This window comes from Pseudomonas sp. Sample_9 (genome assembly GCF_004307535.1).
Taxonomy (GTDB): domain Bacteria; phylum Pseudomonadota; class Gammaproteobacteria; order Pseudomonadales; family Pseudomonadaceae; genus Aquipseudomonas; species Aquipseudomonas mercuritolerans.
Genome location: NZ_RAZO01000006.1, coordinates 1 through 16,586 on the forward strand (window position 1 = coordinate 1; position 16,586 = coordinate 16,586).

The following is a 16,586-nucleotide window of genomic DNA, read 5'->3' on the forward strand; positions in this document are numbered from 1 at the left end:
TTCGTCGGCTCAAAGTTCATCTTGGCCTGCGTTCAAAACCGCCACGCCCGTATAAGGAAACGCATCTGAAAAGTTTCTGCACGCTGTGGAATGCGCGGCTGATGAAGTCGCTGGGTTTGCACTTCTGCATGGATGAGGAGGTACCTGGTTACACCCTGCAGGATCGAATGGTCGGGTTGGGCTATGGCGTCAGGTTTCTCTCGCCGCGGAAAATCTTCCGCTATCTGGATCACATCCAGGCCGGCACCGTAGCGGCGGCAGGCACGTACGGCAAGGATCACCGCCGTACGAAGATGTATCAGCAGACTCTGAAGCGCTTGCAAGGGCAGCAGGCCAAAGCCGGGATGCCAGCTGCGACATGATCGAAAACAATAAAAAAGGGCGACTTCAAAGTCGCCCTTTTTTGTATTTTGATTTTGCATACATCTGTCACGGTGGTGGAGTTCGCCCAGTGTTACGGCCTGGCAATCCTTGCACCGGTAAAGAGCCCTGACACTGGGCGAACGCGGAGGATTTTAATTCAATCCAATGCATATGTCGTCAGGTAGAAAGATGAAATTTTTGAACTGAAAAGTTAAAAACTGTGTTTATCGATTTTCCCCGAGAATTGTCCGACAAAAAACATTTATATGATTGTTCTCATACCTAAAGTTGTACAAGAACAATCAACTTGTAGAGCGATTACTCAACTATCGTGCTGACTAGTCACTTTCAGGATATCGGTGTAAGTGACAATAACGCTCTGCCCTACTTTCAAATCTTTCAATTTGGCTTGAATCTCCGGCTTCTTCACATCGAGCGTCTTCGATTGTCCGGACGGGTTTTCGAGGGTTACCTGATTGGTCTTCAAATCAATTTTGGTGATTTTCAGTTGCACCTGAACCTGCCGATAGGCCTCACCGCCCGGGTTGTCGCTGCCCGGCGCCTTGCGCAGTTCGCCGGTGCGTTCGGTGGTGCCTGGCAGACCTTTATCCACATCGGTGTCGAGATAAGCGGCGACAGACCGCTGTACCTCAATCTTTACCAAATCGCCCACCTTGAGATTGGCGAGGTTTTTCGCTTTGTCGCTGAGCTGAACGTGGACCTGACGACCCTCGGGGCCTTCCAGCACGACCTGGTGATTGGCCGGATCGACGGCGAGCACTTTGGTGGTAACGGAATCGGCCTCAACGGCGGCGGATAACGGAATATCGGCAGCCAAAGCGCCGAAACTGGCGGCAGAAAGCAGCGTAGCGAGAGTGATGGCCTTGGCCAGAGCGTCGAGCTTCATATGCATTACTTTCCCTGTGATGAAATGGCGACACCCGCCACCGAAAACACTTCAGCGGCGGGCGTGCCAGTGAGCATAGACGCTGTTCAGGGCTTGACTTGGGTTTGTGGGCCGCGGGTATGTGGTTTGGCGGTTTCCTGGGCGGTGGATTCGCCGCTTGCGGTGCCTTTGCCGCTGTCCTGCCGCTGCTTGGGATCGGTCGGGCGCAGGGCGTCGTTGTCGCGCTCGGTTTCGCCGGCCGGGCGCGGTTCGTCGGGGTTGTCGTTCTGATTGACGGTTGTATTCACGGCGGTAGTCCTCAGGCTTCGGGATCGTCAAGTTCGCGGGCGACGTTGACCTCAGGCGTTTGCTTGTGCAAATCGTCGGCCTTGGCGCGTAGCAACTGCCATTGCTCAAGATCGATCGCGCCTTGGCCGAGCAGGTCGTCGGCGATGCGCTGCAGATCGAAATAGTGAGCGTCGGGCGATTGCTGCCAAAGGGTCTGATCGTCGAACAGGCGTTGCCAGGTGTTGAGGTCTGGGAGTTGCACGTCGTCGCTCATGGGTGAGTCCGAAAATGGCGGGTTTCTGGGTAGAGCCTATTGGCGAAGGGAGAGTTCCGAGCGGTTTGATTAGTGGCGACCTTGCTGACGCCATCGCTGGCAAGCCAGCTCCCACAGGGATCGGGTAAACCTGCTATTCATCGTTTTTTTTGAGATAGCCATCGCGAGCAGGCTCACTCCTACAAGATCAAGATCAAGATCAAGATCAAAAGATCGCAGCCTTCGGCAGCTCCTACACGATGAGCATTCGCCCTTGGGTCGAGTTTCAGCTCGCCTGCTTTTGATCTAGATCCACCGGCGACGTCGGAAGGCTGAGCGGAGGGATTGAGCCGGGCGTGGGAGCGCAGCGACCGTCTGGCGCAGCCAGACACAGCGGAAGGAGGTGCAGCGAAGCAAACCGTAGCCGCTGCGCCCGGATCAGTCCCGGAGCGAAGGAACCCGAGCCTGCGAGGGCCGAACGCAGGAGCTAGCGTTTTTTGCTTACTTTTTTTGGCGCTTGTAAAAAAGTAAGTCGCCGTAAGGGCGAAACCCTAAGCCGCCGTTACCGCAGCAACGGATATGTACTCGGTCAAACATCCTCACAGCCTGACAAAAAGCCTTCGCGAGCAGGCTCGCTCCCACAGGGAAGAAAGCGGTGCCGCAGTTAATACCCGGTCATTTCCAGATAGCCCTGGCCAGGATGGCTGCCATCAATCTTCACCGGACCTTCCCAGTAAGGAATACGCAAATCCATCCACGCATTGCGATTGAGCGCATCAACGCTGATATCGAGTTGCTTGTCTGGAATGCGGATCGACCATTTCACCGGCATCGGTCGGTCGGCAACCTTTGCCGTGTCCTGCGGCACAAGGCTGATCTGCTCGCTGCGCAACGTCTGAATTTGCCCATCGGCGGCGATCCAGGTGCCGGTCAGATAAGGCGCGCCGTCCTTCTGCCGCATGCGGTAAAGCATCACATGTTCGCCACTGTCCAGATGCAGGGAGAACCAGTCCCAGCCAGTTTGATTGGCGGTGAGTGGCTGACTGCTCCACTCGCGATCGAGCCACGCCGGGCCGCTGACGCTGTAGGTCTGGCCATCGATTTGCAGCGTGCCGCTGGCCTGGAAAAATGGCTGGCTGTAGTAATACGAGGCCTGACCTTCTTCGGATTTCTGGCTGAAACCGTTGTCGCCTTGCAGCACCAGCGGGCGGCTGGAGGTGAGGCGCAGTTGATAAGCGAAATTCTTGTCACGAGCACTGAGTTGCATATCGCGCAACGGATCCTGCGCCTGACTGGCAAACATCCAGTCATCGATCCACGCTTCGAACGGCGCCAGGCGCACGCCGGCCTGGCCTACTCCGCCCCGGGCGTAGCGCTCGGCGGCGTGGTGCACCGAGCGCGAAGTGACCGCCGCATGGCCCAGCCAGATCGTCTGATTGCCCCACCCGGCCTGCTCGGCGAGCGGTTTCAGGGCGCTGCGAAACAGCGTCCATTGCACGCCGAAATCGTTGCCCTGCTGATCCTTGAGATTGGCGGTGACGTACCACCACTCGATGCGAAAACCATCATGCGCGCCGTGATCGGCGGGGAAACTGAACACCCGACCGGGCACCACCGGCGTGAACGATTGCGCCTGATCGCCCATGCCGGCAAAACCCTTCTCCTCGGGTGCAGGCTGATCGCAGCCACCGAGCAGCAGCGCAATCATCAGCACGACCCATTTAGTCCTCATGGGCAAACGTCCTCAGCAGATCCGCCGGTTGCGTGCGGTACAACGAATACAGGGGCCATGCCGAGGCCAACAGAGTCGCCAGCAAGGCCAAGCCCATCAGTTGCAACAACTGCAACGGAAACACCCGCAACGGCAAGCGCCAGCCGAATGCCTGCACATTGATCACCGCATCCAGGCACCATGCCAAAGCAATGCCCAGCGGCAGCGCCAACAGCAACGTCAATACGGCGAGCAGCCAGGTCTGGCCGAGGTTGAGCAGCATCAATTGTTTGCGCGTCACGCCCAGCGCCCACAGCGGTGCGAGTTGACTGAGGCGGCTCTGGCTCTGGGTCAGCAGGCTGATGAACAGCGCCACGCCAGCCACGGCCAAGGTCAGGCTGTTCAACGCCGCCGTCGCGGCAAAGGTGCGTTCGAACACTTGCACCGACCAGCCCTTGAGCCGCGCCTGATCGACGATGCGGCTGTCGTCCAGCTCAAAGCGCGCCTGCAACGCGTTGAGCAGCGCCGGAATCTGTGGCGGATCGATGCGCAGATTGAATCGGTTCGGCGTCAGTTGCGGCCAGCCGCGCAACAGGTGCTCACTGCTGATCAGCACATGCCCTTTCGGATTGCCGTAGTCGGCGTAGATGCCGACGATGCGCGGCGACCACGTGCCGTTTGGCGTGGGAATGTTCAGATGCTCGCCCGGCTTCACTTTCAGGCGACGCGCCAGTTGTTCGCTGAGCATCACCGCATCATCCGTGGCCAGTTTGGCCCACGGATCGCTGCCACTGCTGTCGAGCAACGGCCAGTGCTGGCGATAGTACGAGTGATCGATGATGCCGTAGACGTCGGCCGGCCAGCCTTGCAGCGTCACCGAGACTTGCCAGTTGGGCAGCACAGCGGTCACGTTGGGCTGCTGCTTGAGCCAACTGTGCATCTCGCGGGCCTGCGCCGGATTGGCCGGGTTGATGTACAGCTCGGCGCTCAAGCGTTGTTCGAGCCAGTCGTTGAAGGTCTGGCGAAAACCGGCGGTCATGCTGCCGGCGCCGATATTGGCGGCGAGCGCCAACAACAGCGCCATCAGCGCCAGACTCAGGGCCGGCAGTTGCTGGCGGCAATCAGCGAGAAACCATTGGCCAAGCACCGAACGACTGCGCCCGAGCAACGGGTTCAACAACGCGCTGAGCAGCACCGGCAAGGCCAGCGCGGCACCGAGCAACAACCCGGCCATCAACACAAAACCGCTGCTCAGGCTGTCGCCCCAAATCAGCGCCGCCAGCGCAATCGCCAGCAGTGCTGTCGCCAGCCAACCCTGCCGACGCAACCAGCGCGAATATTGCTGATGCCACGCCTGCGGATCAGCCACCGCCAGCAACGGCAGGCGCGCCGCCCGCAGCAGGCTATTGGCCCCGGCCAGCAAGGCGCCAAGCAGGCTCAGACCGATGCCGCTGAACCACCACCAGGGGCTCAAACGCAACTGCCCCGCCACTTCCGCGCCATATAAACCGCGCAGGCTGGCGGCAACGTCCGGCAGCAGCACGCTGGCCAGCCAATAGCCGCTGATCACACCGAACAATCCACCGATCAGCGCCAGCACACCCAGTTCAACCACCAGACACGCGATCAGCATTCGTGCACTGACGCCACAGGCACGCAACGTGCGCAGCAAACCTCGGCGCTGTTCCAGAGCAAGACCGATGGCGGCGTGGACGATGAACAGGCCGACCAGAAATGACAAAAATCCAAGGGCATCAAGATTGAGGTGAAAGCTCTCGGTCAGCCGCGCGAGATTGTTTTCTTCACCGCTGCTTTTGAGCTGCAAGCGATCGGTGAAACTCGCTGGTAATTCTTGATGAAAGTCCTTGGGCAGCAGCAGTCGCGACAATTGCTCGGGTTGGTCGAGCAGTCTTTGCGCTACGCCGATGTCGACCAGTAACAGGCCCGGCGCCATGTCCTTCTGCGCGAGCAGCGGCGGCAGGGTTTGGCCGTTTACGGTTTGCGGTGTATCACCTTCGCGCAAGCCGAGAATTTGCAGGGTGTCCAGAGAAATCCAGGTGCTGCCCGGCGGGCTGAAAAATTCGACGATGCGCTCGATCGGCATCGCCTGCCCCGCCACTGCCGAATCCGACGGCAGCGACACCGGCTCGATGCCCATCACCTGAATCCGCTGGTCTTCGTGGCCCTTGAGCGTCAGCCGGCCCTGCAACACCGGTGACACCGGCCAGCCCTGACGGCGCAATTCGATAAACCAGCGCTGGGGAAACAGTGCCCCATTTGGCGTGCTCAGGCTGGCCTGTGGTTCACCGCCGATCATCTGGCTGGCCCGCGCGTAGCTGTCGCGCGCCTGACTGTTCAACGCCTCGACGCCAGTGAGCAGACTGGTGGCCAACCACAGCCCGGTCAGCACACTGAAAAACTGCACGGGATGGCGCCGCCAGTGGCTGAGCAGCGCGCGCAGGGTTTGCCGCCAGATCATCAGGCGACCCGTCCGTTCGACAACACCACGCGCTGAGCCAGACGTGCCGCAACGCGCTGACTGTGAGTGACCATCAACAAAGTCGTCGGCGTGTCATCGAGCAATTCCAGCAACAGCCGCAGCACCTCATCGCTGGTCGCTTCATCGAGGCTGCCGGTGGGTTCATCGGCCAAGAGCAATTTCGGCTGCGAAGCCAATGCGCGGCCCAATGCGACTCGTTGCTGCTGGCCGCCAGAGAGTTGCTCGGGATACCGCGAGAGCAGATCGCCCAGACCCAGACGCTGCACCAGATGCGCTTGCCAGCGCGGCTCATGGCGCCCGGCGAGGCGCGCCTGAAAGGCCAGATTGTCTTCCACGCGCAGGCTGCCGATCAGGTTGAACTGCTGAAACACCAGACCGATTTCCGTACGCCGCCAGTTGGCCAGTTGCGCTTCGCTCATGGCTTCCAGGCGATGTTCGCCGCTGCGGATGCTGCCGCTGTCGACCTTGTCCAGCCCCGCCACCAGGTGCAGCAGCGTGCTTTTGCCACTGCCCGATTCGCCCATCAGTGCCAGGCTGCCACCGGCCTCCAGCGTCAGGTCAACGCCTTGCAGCACCGGCAACAATCCCTGTGGCGTGGCATAGCTTTTGAAAACGTCGCGAACCTCAAGCATGGGCAAACCCGATCAGTGAACCTGGACCTAGGATAGCGGCCCTGAATGGTTTTTGTCCGCTGATGATCATCGCCAACTCCGGGACGCGCCCTAAGCTGCTGGCTGTTCGGCCATAACGATAAAAAAACCGGAGACACCCATGCCCCGTTTCATCCTGAGCCCGCGCGGCCTGCTGACCTGCCTGATCACCGCTTGCCTGAGTCAGTCGCTGCTCGCTGCCGATGGCCTGGTTGCGCCCAGCGCGCAAACCGCCGCGAGCAACGCTGCGGTCCTGAACAACCTGCCGTTCAGCGACCGCACCGATTTCGAATCCGTCAGCAAAGGCCTGATCGCACCGTTCAAGGGCCAGATCAAGGATGCCGCCGGCAAAGTCATCTGGAACGTCAATGCCTATGATTTCCTCGCCAAAGACAAGGCGCCGGAATCGGTCAATCCGAGCCTCTGGCGGCTGGCACAGCTCAATGCCCACGCAGGTCTGTTCGAGGTCAGCCCCAAGCTCTATCAGGTACGCGGTCTCGACCTGGCCAACATGACCATCATCGAAGGTGACGACGGGCTGATCATTATCGATCCGCTGACCATGGCCGAAACCGCCAGGACTGCGCTGGACCTGTACTACGCCAATCGGCCGCGCAAACCGGTCGTCGCGGTGATCTACAGCCACACTCATGTCGATCATTTCGGCGGCGTGCGCGGGGTAATCGACGAGGCCGATGTCAAGTCCGGCAAGGTCAAGGTCTACGCGCCGGTCGGCTTCATGGAACACGTGATGAGCGAGAACGTCATGGCCGGCAACGCCATGAGCCGCCGCGCGCAGTACCAATTCGGCAGCCTGTTGCCGCGCAGTGAAAAAGGTCAGGTCGACGCTGGCCTCGGCAAGAGTGCGCCCAGCGGTGGCACGGTCACGCTGATCGCGCCTACCGACCTGATCGCCGAGCCGTTGGAAACTCGCACCATTGCTGGCCTGCAAGTCGAATTCCAGCTGACCCCGGGCACCGAAGCGCCAGCGGAGATGAACCTCTATCTGCCCGAATTGAAAGCCTTGTGCATGGCCGAAAACGCCACGCAGATGATGCACAACATCCTAACCCCGCGCGGTGCGCAGGTACGCGATGCCAAGGCCTGGTCGCAATACCTCGATGACAGCCTGGCCCGCTACGGCGACAAGGCGGACGTGCTGTTCGCCCAACACAACTGGCCGACCTGGGGCGGCGAGCGCATTCGTACTCTGCTCGCCGATCAGCGCGACATGTACGCCTTCATCAACGACCGCACCTTGCATTTGCTCAACCAGGGCCTGACGCCGCTGGAAATTGCCGAAGCAATCAAGAAACTGCCCGGCTCGCTCGATCAGAAGTGGTACACCCGCGGCTATTACGGCTCGCTGAGTTTCAATACGCGCGCGGTGTATCAGCGCTACATGGGTTTCTACGACGGCAACCCGGCCAACCTCAATCCGCTGCCGCCGGTGGATGCGGCGAAACGCTCGGTCGAGGCCATGGGCGGTGCCGCGTCGGTGCTGGAGAAAATGCGCAGCGCGATGGCCAGTGCGGACTACCGCTGGGCCGCGCAGTTGGGCAATCAGTTGCTGTTCGCCGATCCGGACAACGCCGACGCACGCAAGGCGCAGGCCGAGACGCTGGAACAACTGGGTTATCAAAGCGAGAACGCCACCTGGCGCAACATGTACCTGACCGGTGCGATGGAACTGCGCAACGGCGTGCCGCCGCAGTCAGCCAATACCGTATCGGTGGATATGGTCCGGGCGATGAGTCCGGAAATGTTCTTCGACTACCTCGCGGTACGCCTGGACAGCGACAAAGCCGTGGCCCATGACCTGACGCTGAACTGGACGTTCGACGATGTGCAAAAGGATTTCACCCTGACCTTGCGCAACGGCGTGCTGACTCACCGCGCCGGCTTGAATCCGGCGGCGGATGCGAGGGTCAGCCTGAGCCGCGATACGCTGGAGAAGATCAGCCTGAAGCAATTGGACTTCCCGACAGCGATGCATAAAGGACTGGTGAAGTTGCAGGGCAATGGTCAGAAATTCGGATTATTGATGGGCAGCCTGGATACTTTCGGGGCGCAGTTCAATATCGTCACGCCGTAAGTCAAAAGCCCCTCACCCTAGCCCTCTCCCGGAGGGAGAGGGGACCGACCGAGTTGCATGTACGAGATACGCCGACGTGGGATAACGAGTTGAATGCAATTTTGAATAACACGCACATCAGCTCCCATGAGTCATAAGCCCCCTTCCCGGAGGGAGAGGGGACTGACTGTGTTGGATGTACGAGATATGCCGACGTGGGATACCGAGTTGAACTCAGATTCCGAACGCCATGAAGATCGGCTCCCTTTCCCCCTCGCCCCCTTGGGGGAGAGGGCTGGGGTGAGGGGGTAAATCTTGCTGGCACCCTCAATAACGATCAATCACCTCAATCCTTCTTTCAACAAACCTGCCCCGGATTCAACCGAAACTGCTTCGGCGTAATCCCGAACTGTTTGCGAAACGCGCGGATAAAGTTGCTCGGCTGGCGATACCCCAGCCGCTCGGCGATCCGCTCGATCGGTTGGTCGCCCGCCGTCAGCCAGTGCCGCGCCATTGTCAGATTATCCTGGCGTGCTGGTATGCAGGTTTCAGCGTGCCAGTGACGCAGCATGCTCTGGTGCAGAAACGGGTTGGCGCCCAGCAAGGCCTGATCGAGGCTATATCGCGGCAAGGTCAGGCACAGCTGCTCGCCCCGCTCCACCGCAATGCCCACTTCACGCAGCCAGCCACCGGCCAATTGCGCCGGGCGCAGACTGACACTCACAAACAAATCTCCAGGCGCCCCGCCCAATCGACGGGCAATGTTGCGCACCAGCGTTATCGCCGCAGCATCCAGAGCGAAATGATGCAGCTGCCCCTGCGGCGAACGCAGGTGTATATGAGCCAATTCGCCCGCCTCGACCAACTCCACCGCGACGTAGTTGATCACCTGCGGCAAGCAGTCGATGAAGCACTGCAGGCTGGCGCGCAAGGTCGCCGCCGAGTCGAGCAGGATATTCAGCCCTTGCAGGCAATCGGTCGCCATCCCGTCGGCCAGTTCACAGCCAAACGTCGGCGCTACCCCTGACCATTCAAACTCACGCCACAACTGTTCAACCGCTTGTGCGGCGATCATTTGATGCTGCCCGGCGAGCACTGACGGGCAAATCCCCACGCGCGCCATCAAGCGTTGCGGGCACAGTCCGGACTGGCGAGCATGCGCGAGAATCGTGCGGGTGAACGCGCTGGAGGCGAACAGAGGCTGAGACATCAAGGCGGCCATCGAAGAACAGGCGTGTACTTATGCCAGCGGACGTGCTATCGATCCAATGCATTAAAAGTATCCGCAAAATGCAGGAGACGCATGATGGATCTTCGCCAGCTTCGCCATTTGGTCGCCCTCGCTGATTACCGCAACTTCGGTCGCGCCGCCGAGGCGATCAACCTCAGTCAACCGGCATTCAGCCGCAGCATCCAGACTCTGGAGCGTGACCTTGATTGTGAGCTGGTCGAGCGCAGCAGCCGTGAATTTCGCCTGACCGGGCAAGGCCAACTGGTGCTGCAACATGCGCGGCGCCTGCTCGCTGGCAGTCAGGCGCTGCACAACGAATTGACGCAATACAACGGCCTCACCGGCGGCGAACTGCAATTCGGTTGCGGTCCGTATCCGGCACAGGTGCTGGTGCCGGAAGCGCTGGCCGATTTCATTCAGGCGCACCCGGCAATTCGCACGCGGTTTCATCAGGGCGACTGGCAGCAATTGACGTTGTGGTTGCGCGAGCAGCAGATCGAGTTTTTCGTCGCGGACGCGCGGCACTTTGTCAGCGATCCACAGTATCAGGTGCACCTGCTGCGCACGCGGCCGGGACGGTTTTTCTGCCGCGCCGGCCATCCGCTCGTCGCGCAAGGAGACCTGCGCTTGCGCGCCCTGCTCGATTACCCGATCGTCGGCACGCGCATTCCACCGATGATCCGCAAGGTGCTCGCCGATATCCTTGGTGAGCAGGACTTCACCCCGAGCGTCGAGTGCGCACAATTCGACGCGATCCAGCGCGTAGTGCTGCGCTCCGACGCGGTGGGGCTGGCCACGCTTGAGGCCTTGCGTGAACAACTTGATCGCGGCTTGATCGAGCTGCTCGACTTTGTCGACGTCCCCCATGACGAGCCGGCGCTGCAACTGGGTTATGGCATTGTCAGCCGCGCCGGTTTTACCCTGACGCCAGCAGCGCGGGCGATGATCGAGGCGATCCTCAGCGTCGATCAGCGTTTGCTGGCGGCTAACGGAGCGACGGGAGACGCGCGCACAACATGAGCAAAATCCATCCGCACCCCGTCAACGCTTTTTACGCGCCGACGCTGTTGCCAGTCATTGAGGAACTGCTCGCGCGCGGCATTACCCAAGGCGCCATCGAAGCACAACTGCGCCGCAGCCTGTTCGATCTGCGCACGCCGTTCACGCGCATGCCGCTGCTGATGTCGCGGCGCTTCTGGGCGTTTGCCGTGGAACAGAGCGGGGATCCACTGATCGGTCTGGCGGCGGGTGAACGCTTCGTTTCGACGGCCACCAATGGACTGACCTATCTGTTCGATGTCGCCGTGTCGCTGGAACGTGCCTGTGAGTTTTTCGCCGAGTACTTTGCGTTTTTCAACGGACACTTCCGTGTGCAAATCCTGCGTCAAGATGACGGCGTAACACTGCGTCTGGTCGAAGCCGGCAGTCTTGGTACTCCGGCGGCGCTGACCGATTACATCCTTGTCAGCCTGTGCAGCCTGGTGCGGCGCAAGTTGCTCGCCAGCGGCGTGAATCGTGATCCGGTGCTGGGTGTGGCGCTGGTGTCGGCCAGCCGCGAGGAACATGTATCGGCATTGCGCACCCCGGTGAGCGCAGAGCAATCATGCGCGGCGATTTATCTGGATCCTCAGCTGTTCGTGATGCCGTTGACACCGGGTAATCCGGGATTGGAAACAACGCTTGTCGATCTGCTGGAGCAGACCCGCCGCCTCAGTGAATCGACCTTGCTCGGACAGCTCAGCGATTATCTGATCGAAGATCTGACTTCAGCGGATTGGCAGCAGTTCTGTGCTACACAGCATGTGCTTGAGCGCACGGCGGCAAGGCGTTTGAAGGCGTTGGGCTGGACCTTCAGCGAACTGCTTGATGAGCATCGGCGCTATCGGGCCGAGGACCTGTTGCAGTCCGGGGCGCTGGAGCTGGTCGAAGTGGCGGATCGGTTGGGTTACAGCGATGTGCAGGGATTCAACCGGGCTTTCGCGCGCTGGCTGGGCTGCGCGCCTGGGGAGTATCGGGCGCGGTTCAACAAGGGTTGAGACTGTCGCAGCCTGACCCGACTTGTTCGCGAGCAGGCTCGCTCCCACCCTGGAATGCAATCCCCTGTGGGAGCGAGCCTGCTCGCGAAGAGGCTCGCCCGAGCGAACCAAAACTCACTGCCCCGAAGCCACACTCGCCGGCGCCCGCTCAGGCGTAACGATGCTGCCCAGATCGATATGCTTCCACTCAGGCTTGGCGCCCAAACGCGCATTGAAGCGGTAGTTGAAGGTGAACTCATCCGCCGTCGGCACGCTCAGCGGTTTGCCATACACCGCTTCGATTGCGCCCAAGTCGTAGCCCATCACCTGCAACAGCGTCGGGAAGATGTTGTAGTGGCTGGAGCGGTCCTTGTTTGCCGGCAGATTCGCCGCCCAGTCCGGCGTCTGCAATCCACGGCCCTGGATCACCACCAACGGCACCAGCCCCTCCTCTTCCACCGGGTCGCCACCGCAATGGGTATTCAAGCCCGGGTTGCCGCGCTCGTGCAGATCCTGGCCATGATCGGAGGTGTAGATCAGCAGCGCGTTGTTCAGGTTGGCCTGGGCAAACACCCTGGCGAAGAACTCGCCGACGTTCCACAACAGCGTGTTCTTGTAGGCGTTGCGATACAGCACCCAGTCATCCGGCTGGCCATTGAAACCGGCGCGTTCGCCAGTGTCGGCGACTTCCGTGAATTGCCCGCGTGGCAGTGTTGGCCGGTAAGCCATGAACGCATCGGGGTATTTGTCATGCACCGGAAAATGCGCGCCGACCTTGTTGATCACGATCAGCTCGGCGTGATGGTCGTTGAGCAGTTCGATCAGCTTCGCCGCTGCCGCCATGTCGCGGTCGCGCACGCTGGTCTGGTCGAATTGCACAAAGCTGTCGATGTCGTTTTTCTCGGCGGCGGTCATCAGGTTCTGCAGGTTGCCGGCGGTGCGCTGGGCGTCGATGTACACCGTGCCGAGCCCGGCCTTTTTTGCGTACTGCCAGATCGACGGCTGCGTGCTGTTGATGCGCCGGTAATCGGCGCGGGTGCCGCCGTAGCGCAAGGTGACATTGGTGTCGGCGCTGCAATTGGCAATGGACGCGGCGTAGCCAAAGTTGAAGACATCGACCCCGGCCGGCGCTTGTTTGAGGTTGCTGTGCACGCCGAACGGCGCGTTGATGTCGAGGTAATTGCCGGAAATGCTTTCGTCGATGATCAGCACAATGTCGTGGCCGACGGCAGGCGCGGCACGTGCGAGCGTCACTGGTTCACGCGGGCCTACGGTGTCTTGCAGCGCTTCATAGGCAAACAGGTTCAGGTAGGCCAAAGGCGTGTACATGATCGGCAGGCCCCGGGCGCCCTCTCCCGCGCGTAAAAACAGCAGAGCACTGAGCATCAACACGCCGGCGATGGGTGCCGCGACCCGCAACGCGTTCGGTATGACCAGCGCATGACGCGGCTTGAGCCCGATGCCAAACAACAGCAGCAAGCCATTGAGCACCGCGCGCAAAATCGCGTCGCGATATTGATACGCCGCTTCCTGAATGAACCCACCCGAATACACCAGCGAGACAAAATCGCTATACCTCAAGTAATCCGCGGTGACCCGGGTGTAGACATCAAAAAAAACCGCAGCAGCAAACAGCGTTAATGCGAATGCATGTCGAACAAGAGCCTGCCTTATATAGGCAGTCAGATATAGCGCTAAAGTAAGCGCCAAAAACATCGCGCCAAAAACAAGTGCATTGAAACCCCACCCGATAGCATTTAACCGCTCCAGGTAATAGTCGGAATACAACAGCAAAAAGACAACTAAGAGCAGTTCTTTGGCATATCGGAACATGGCGATACCGGGCGTGCGAAAGGGCGGGATGTCAAAGCTTTGTCGGTCAGAACCTGACACTAGCACTCGGCCTCAAAAGCGCAAGAATTGACTGATAGCCGGATTGAGCGTCAAAAAAACGGTGCCTCAAATCTGACACACCAAATCGCTAAAAGCCTTTAAAACCAATACTTTCGACCGCTTGTCGCTTACTTTAAATCTGAACAAATCTGTAAAAAAACAACAATTTCAATCGCAGCAATGACTTGATGGCCAATCGCCAAAAACGTCTCAAGTGTTATACCCGCGCAACATGTCATTTTGCTGACACGCTTTTCCAACCCTGCGCTATACCCCTTTAACAATCTCATTCCGTAGTTAACTTTTCTGGTTTTATTGAGGTGCGTAGATGGACGTGAGCGTATTTGGCACTGGCTATGTCGGACTTATACAAGCCGCTGCACTTGCCGATGTCGGCCATCGGGTTTTATGCATTGATATTGACCCGAACAAGATCAAACAACTGCAACAAGCGGTGCCGCCAATCAGTGAGCCAGGCCTGTCCGCGACACTTGAAGAAAACATCAAGGCCGGGCGTCTATCGTTCAGTACCCAGGCCAGCGATGCGGTAACCCACGCCGAGCTGATTTTCATCGCCGTCGGCACCCCGGCGGACGAGGATGGCTCCGCCGACCTCAGCCATGTGCTCAACGTCGCCCGGCAGATTGCCGGCCTGATGGAGGCTGATCGCACGTTGATCATCAAATCCACGGTGCCGGTCGGGACTGCCGACCAGGTTCTGGCCACGGCCACCAGCGAATTGCTGTTGCGCGGCAAAACCGAGCTGCAGGTGCGCGTGGTATCCAACCCGGAATTTCTCAAGGAAGGCAGCGCCCTCGCCGACTGCATGCGCCCGGACCGGATCATCATCGGCGCCCGCGACGACGCTGCCCGCGAGCAGATGAGCGAGCTGTACGCGCCGTTCTGCCGCAACCACGAAAAACTGATGTTCATGGACAACCGCAGCGCCGAGCTGACCAAGTACGCGGCCAACGCGATGCTCGCCACCCGCATCAGTTTCATGAACGAACTGGCCAACCTCACCGAACTGCTCGGCGCCGACATCGAAGCGGTGCGCAAAGGCATCGGCTCCGACCCGCGCATCGGCTACCACTTCATTTATCCGGGCTGCGGCTTCGGTGGCTCGTGCTTTCCCAAGGATCTGCGGGCCTTGCTGCACACCGCCGAACACAACGGCATGCCGTTGAAACTGCTGCGCAGCGTCACCGACGTCAACGATAGCCAGCGGCACATCCTGTTCAGCAAATTGCGCGCGCAGTTTCCGCAAGGCCTGGCCGGCAAATCCATTGCGGTCTGGGGCTTGGCGTTCAAACCGAACACCGACGACATGCGCGAAGCCCCCAGCCGCTATCTGATGGACGCGTTGTGGGCCGAAGGCGCCAGCGTGCAGGCCTACGATCCGGAAGCCATGTCCGAGTGCCGGCGCATTTACGGCTACCGCAACGACTTGCACCTGTGCGCCACCCGCGACGACACCCTCGAAGACGCCGATGCGCTGGTGATCTGCACCGAGTGGAAAAACTTCCGCGTGGTCGATTTCGAACTGCTCGCCGAGAAGCTGCGGTCGAAGGTGATCATCGATGGCCGCAACCTGTACAACCCGGAACAGGTTGCCGCCGCCGGCCTGCACTACAGCGGTATCGGTCTGCGCCACATCGCCCCTGAGGGGCTGCGGCCATGAAGATTCTGGTGACCGGTGCCGCCGGTTTCATTGGTGCCCATTGCGTCCTGCGCTTGCTGCGCGACGGGCATTCGGTGGTCGGCCTGGACAATTTCAACCACTACTACGACCCGCAGCTCAAGCACGACCGCGTGCAGTGGGTGCGCGAGCAGGTCGGCGATTTTCCGCTGGCCACGGTGGATCTGGCCCACGCTTCGGCGATCGACGCATTGTTTGCCCGCGAGCAGCCGCAAGTGGTGATTCATCTGGCCGCGCAGGCCGGGGTGCGTTATTCACTGGACAATCCACGGGCGTATCTGGACAGCAACCTCAACGGTTTCCTGAACATTCTCGAGAGCTGCCGGCATCACCCGGTCGAGCACTTGATCTACGCCTCGTCGAGTTCGGTGTACGGCGCCAATCAGCACACGCCTTACTCGGTCAAGGATGGCGTCAACCATCCGCTGTCGCTGTATGCCGCGACCAAGAAAGCCAACGAGCTGATGGCGCACAGTTACAGCCATCTGTTCGGCATTCCCTGCACCGGCCTGCGTTTTTTCACCGTGTACGGGCCTTGGGGCCGGCCGGACATGTCGCCGATCCAGTTCGCCCGGGCGATCAGCGAAGGCGAGCCGCTGAAGCTGTTCAATTACGGCGAGCACCAGCGCGACTTCACCTACATCGACGACATCATCGAAAGCATCGCGCGCCTGATCAATCAGCCACCGCAAGCCAATCCGCAGTGGGATCGCGAACAGCCCGATCCGGCCAGCAGCATGGCGCCGTGGCGCCTGTTCAACATCGGCGGGCAGCAACCGGTCGCGCTGAAAACCTACCTCGCCCTGATGGAAAAACACCTCGATCGCAAAGCCATTGTCGAGCTGCTGCCGCTGCAACCGGGCGACGTGCTCAACACCTGCGCCGAAGCCAGCGATCTGGCCGAGGCCACCGGATTCCAGCCCCGGATAGAACTGGATGAAGGACTGGGCCGCTTCATCGCCTGGTTCCGCAACTACTACCCCACTGCCCGTGCGCCGCTTGCGGCTGATTGAATGCGGAGGA

Annotated in this window: 13 protein-coding genes and 1 pseudogene; 6 read left to right on the forward strand and 8 right to left on the reverse strand. The window is 60.1% G+C overall.

Going from position 1 to position 16,586, the window contains the following annotated elements; all coding sequences use genetic code 11:
- Positions 1-362 (forward strand): annotated as a pseudogene (locus D6877_RS00295) (glycosyltransferase); the annotation flags it as partial.
- Positions 363-685: 323 nt separating this feature from the next.
- Here D6877_RS00295 and D6877_RS00300 read toward each other — a convergent pair.
- From D6877_RS00300 to D6877_RS00325, 6 genes are all read right to left on the reverse strand, one after another.
- Entirely contained in the window at positions 686-1,270 is a 585-nt protein-coding gene (locus tag D6877_RS00300) for a hypothetical protein (RefSeq protein WP_130909479.1), read from the reverse strand.
- 86 nt (positions 1,271-1,356) lie between these two features.
- Entirely contained in the window at positions 1,357-1,557 is a 201-nt protein-coding gene (locus D6877_RS00305) for a hypothetical protein (RefSeq protein ID WP_042609509.1), read from the reverse strand.
- Between the two features lie 11 nt (positions 1,558-1,568).
- Entirely contained in the window at positions 1,569-1,811 is a 243-nt protein-coding gene (locus D6877_RS00310) for a hypothetical protein (protein ID WP_130909480.1), read from the reverse strand.
- 643 nt (positions 1,812-2,454) lie between these two features.
- Positions 2,455-3,522 (reverse strand): lipocalin-like domain-containing protein, encoded by a 1,068-nt coding sequence (locus D6877_RS00315; protein ID WP_130909481.1) that lies wholly within the window; start codon positions 3,520-3,522, stop codon positions 2,455-2,457.
- On the reverse strand, positions 3,512-5,983 hold the full coding sequence (locus tag D6877_RS00320; RefSeq protein WP_130909482.1) for an ABC transporter permease: 2,472 nt from the start codon (positions 5,981-5,983) through the stop codon (positions 3,512-3,514). The genes D6877_RS00315 and D6877_RS00320 overlap by 11 nt, the downstream gene beginning before the upstream one ends.
- Positions 5,980-6,633: an ABC transporter ATP-binding protein gene (locus tag D6877_RS00325; protein ID WP_016774109.1), complete on the reverse strand. Its 654-nt coding sequence runs from the start codon at positions 6,631-6,633 to the stop codon at positions 5,980-5,982. The genes D6877_RS00320 and D6877_RS00325 overlap by 4 nt, the downstream gene beginning before the upstream one ends.
- A 139-nt stretch (positions 6,634-6,772) precedes the next feature.
- Here D6877_RS00325 and D6877_RS00330 point away from each other — a divergent pair, with 139 nt between their 5' ends.
- Positions 6,773-8,746 (forward strand): alkyl sulfatase dimerization domain-containing protein, encoded by a 1,974-nt coding sequence (locus D6877_RS00330; protein WP_130909483.1) that lies wholly within the window; start codon positions 6,773-6,775, stop codon positions 8,744-8,746.
- 337 nt (positions 8,747-9,083) lie between these two features.
- On the opposite strand, the gene D6877_RS00335 is transcribed toward D6877_RS00330, so the two are convergent.
- The gene (locus D6877_RS00335) at positions 9,084-9,938 is read right to left on the reverse strand and encodes an AraC family transcriptional regulator (RefSeq protein ID WP_130909484.1); all 855 of its coding nucleotides are present in this window, start codon (positions 9,936-9,938) and stop codon (positions 9,084-9,086) included.
- 93 nt (positions 9,939-10,031) lie between these two features.
- Between D6877_RS00335 and D6877_RS00340 the strand changes: the two genes are divergently transcribed.
- Both D6877_RS00340 and D6877_RS00345 read left to right on the forward strand, forming a co-directional pair.
- On the forward strand, positions 10,032-10,976 hold the full coding sequence (locus tag D6877_RS00340) for a LysR family transcriptional regulator (RefSeq protein WP_130909485.1): 945 nt from the start codon (positions 10,032-10,034) through the stop codon (positions 10,974-10,976).
- Positions 10,973-11,992, forward strand: coding sequence for an AraC family transcriptional regulator (locus D6877_RS00345; protein WP_130909486.1), 1,020 nt, complete (start codon positions 10,973-10,975; stop codon positions 11,990-11,992). The genes D6877_RS00340 and D6877_RS00345 overlap by 4 nt, the downstream gene beginning before the upstream one ends.
- Before the next feature lie 114 nt (positions 11,993-12,106).
- Here the strand turns inward: D6877_RS00345 and D6877_RS00350 are convergent, their stop codons facing one another.
- Positions 12,107-13,804, reverse strand: a complete 1,698-nt coding sequence (locus tag D6877_RS00350; protein ID WP_130909487.1) for a sulfatase-like hydrolase/transferase — start codon at positions 13,802-13,804, stop codon at positions 12,107-12,109.
- Between the two features lie 388 nt (positions 13,805-14,192).
- Between D6877_RS00350 and D6877_RS00355 the strand changes: the two genes are divergently transcribed.
- Together D6877_RS00355 and D6877_RS00360 are read left to right on the forward strand one after the other, a co-directional pair.
- Positions 14,193-15,545 (forward strand): UDP-glucose/GDP-mannose dehydrogenase family protein, encoded by a 1,353-nt coding sequence (locus tag D6877_RS00355; RefSeq protein WP_130909488.1) that lies wholly within the window; start codon positions 14,193-14,195, stop codon positions 15,543-15,545.
- Positions 15,542-16,576 carry an NAD-dependent epimerase gene (locus D6877_RS00360; protein WP_130909489.1) on the forward strand — a complete coding sequence of 345 codons (1,035 nt, stop codon included), beginning with the start codon at positions 15,542-15,544 and terminating at the stop codon, positions 16,574-16,576. Before D6877_RS00355 ends, D6877_RS00360 begins: the two co-directional genes overlap by 4 nt.
- Positions 16,577-16,586: the final 10 nt, after the last annotated feature.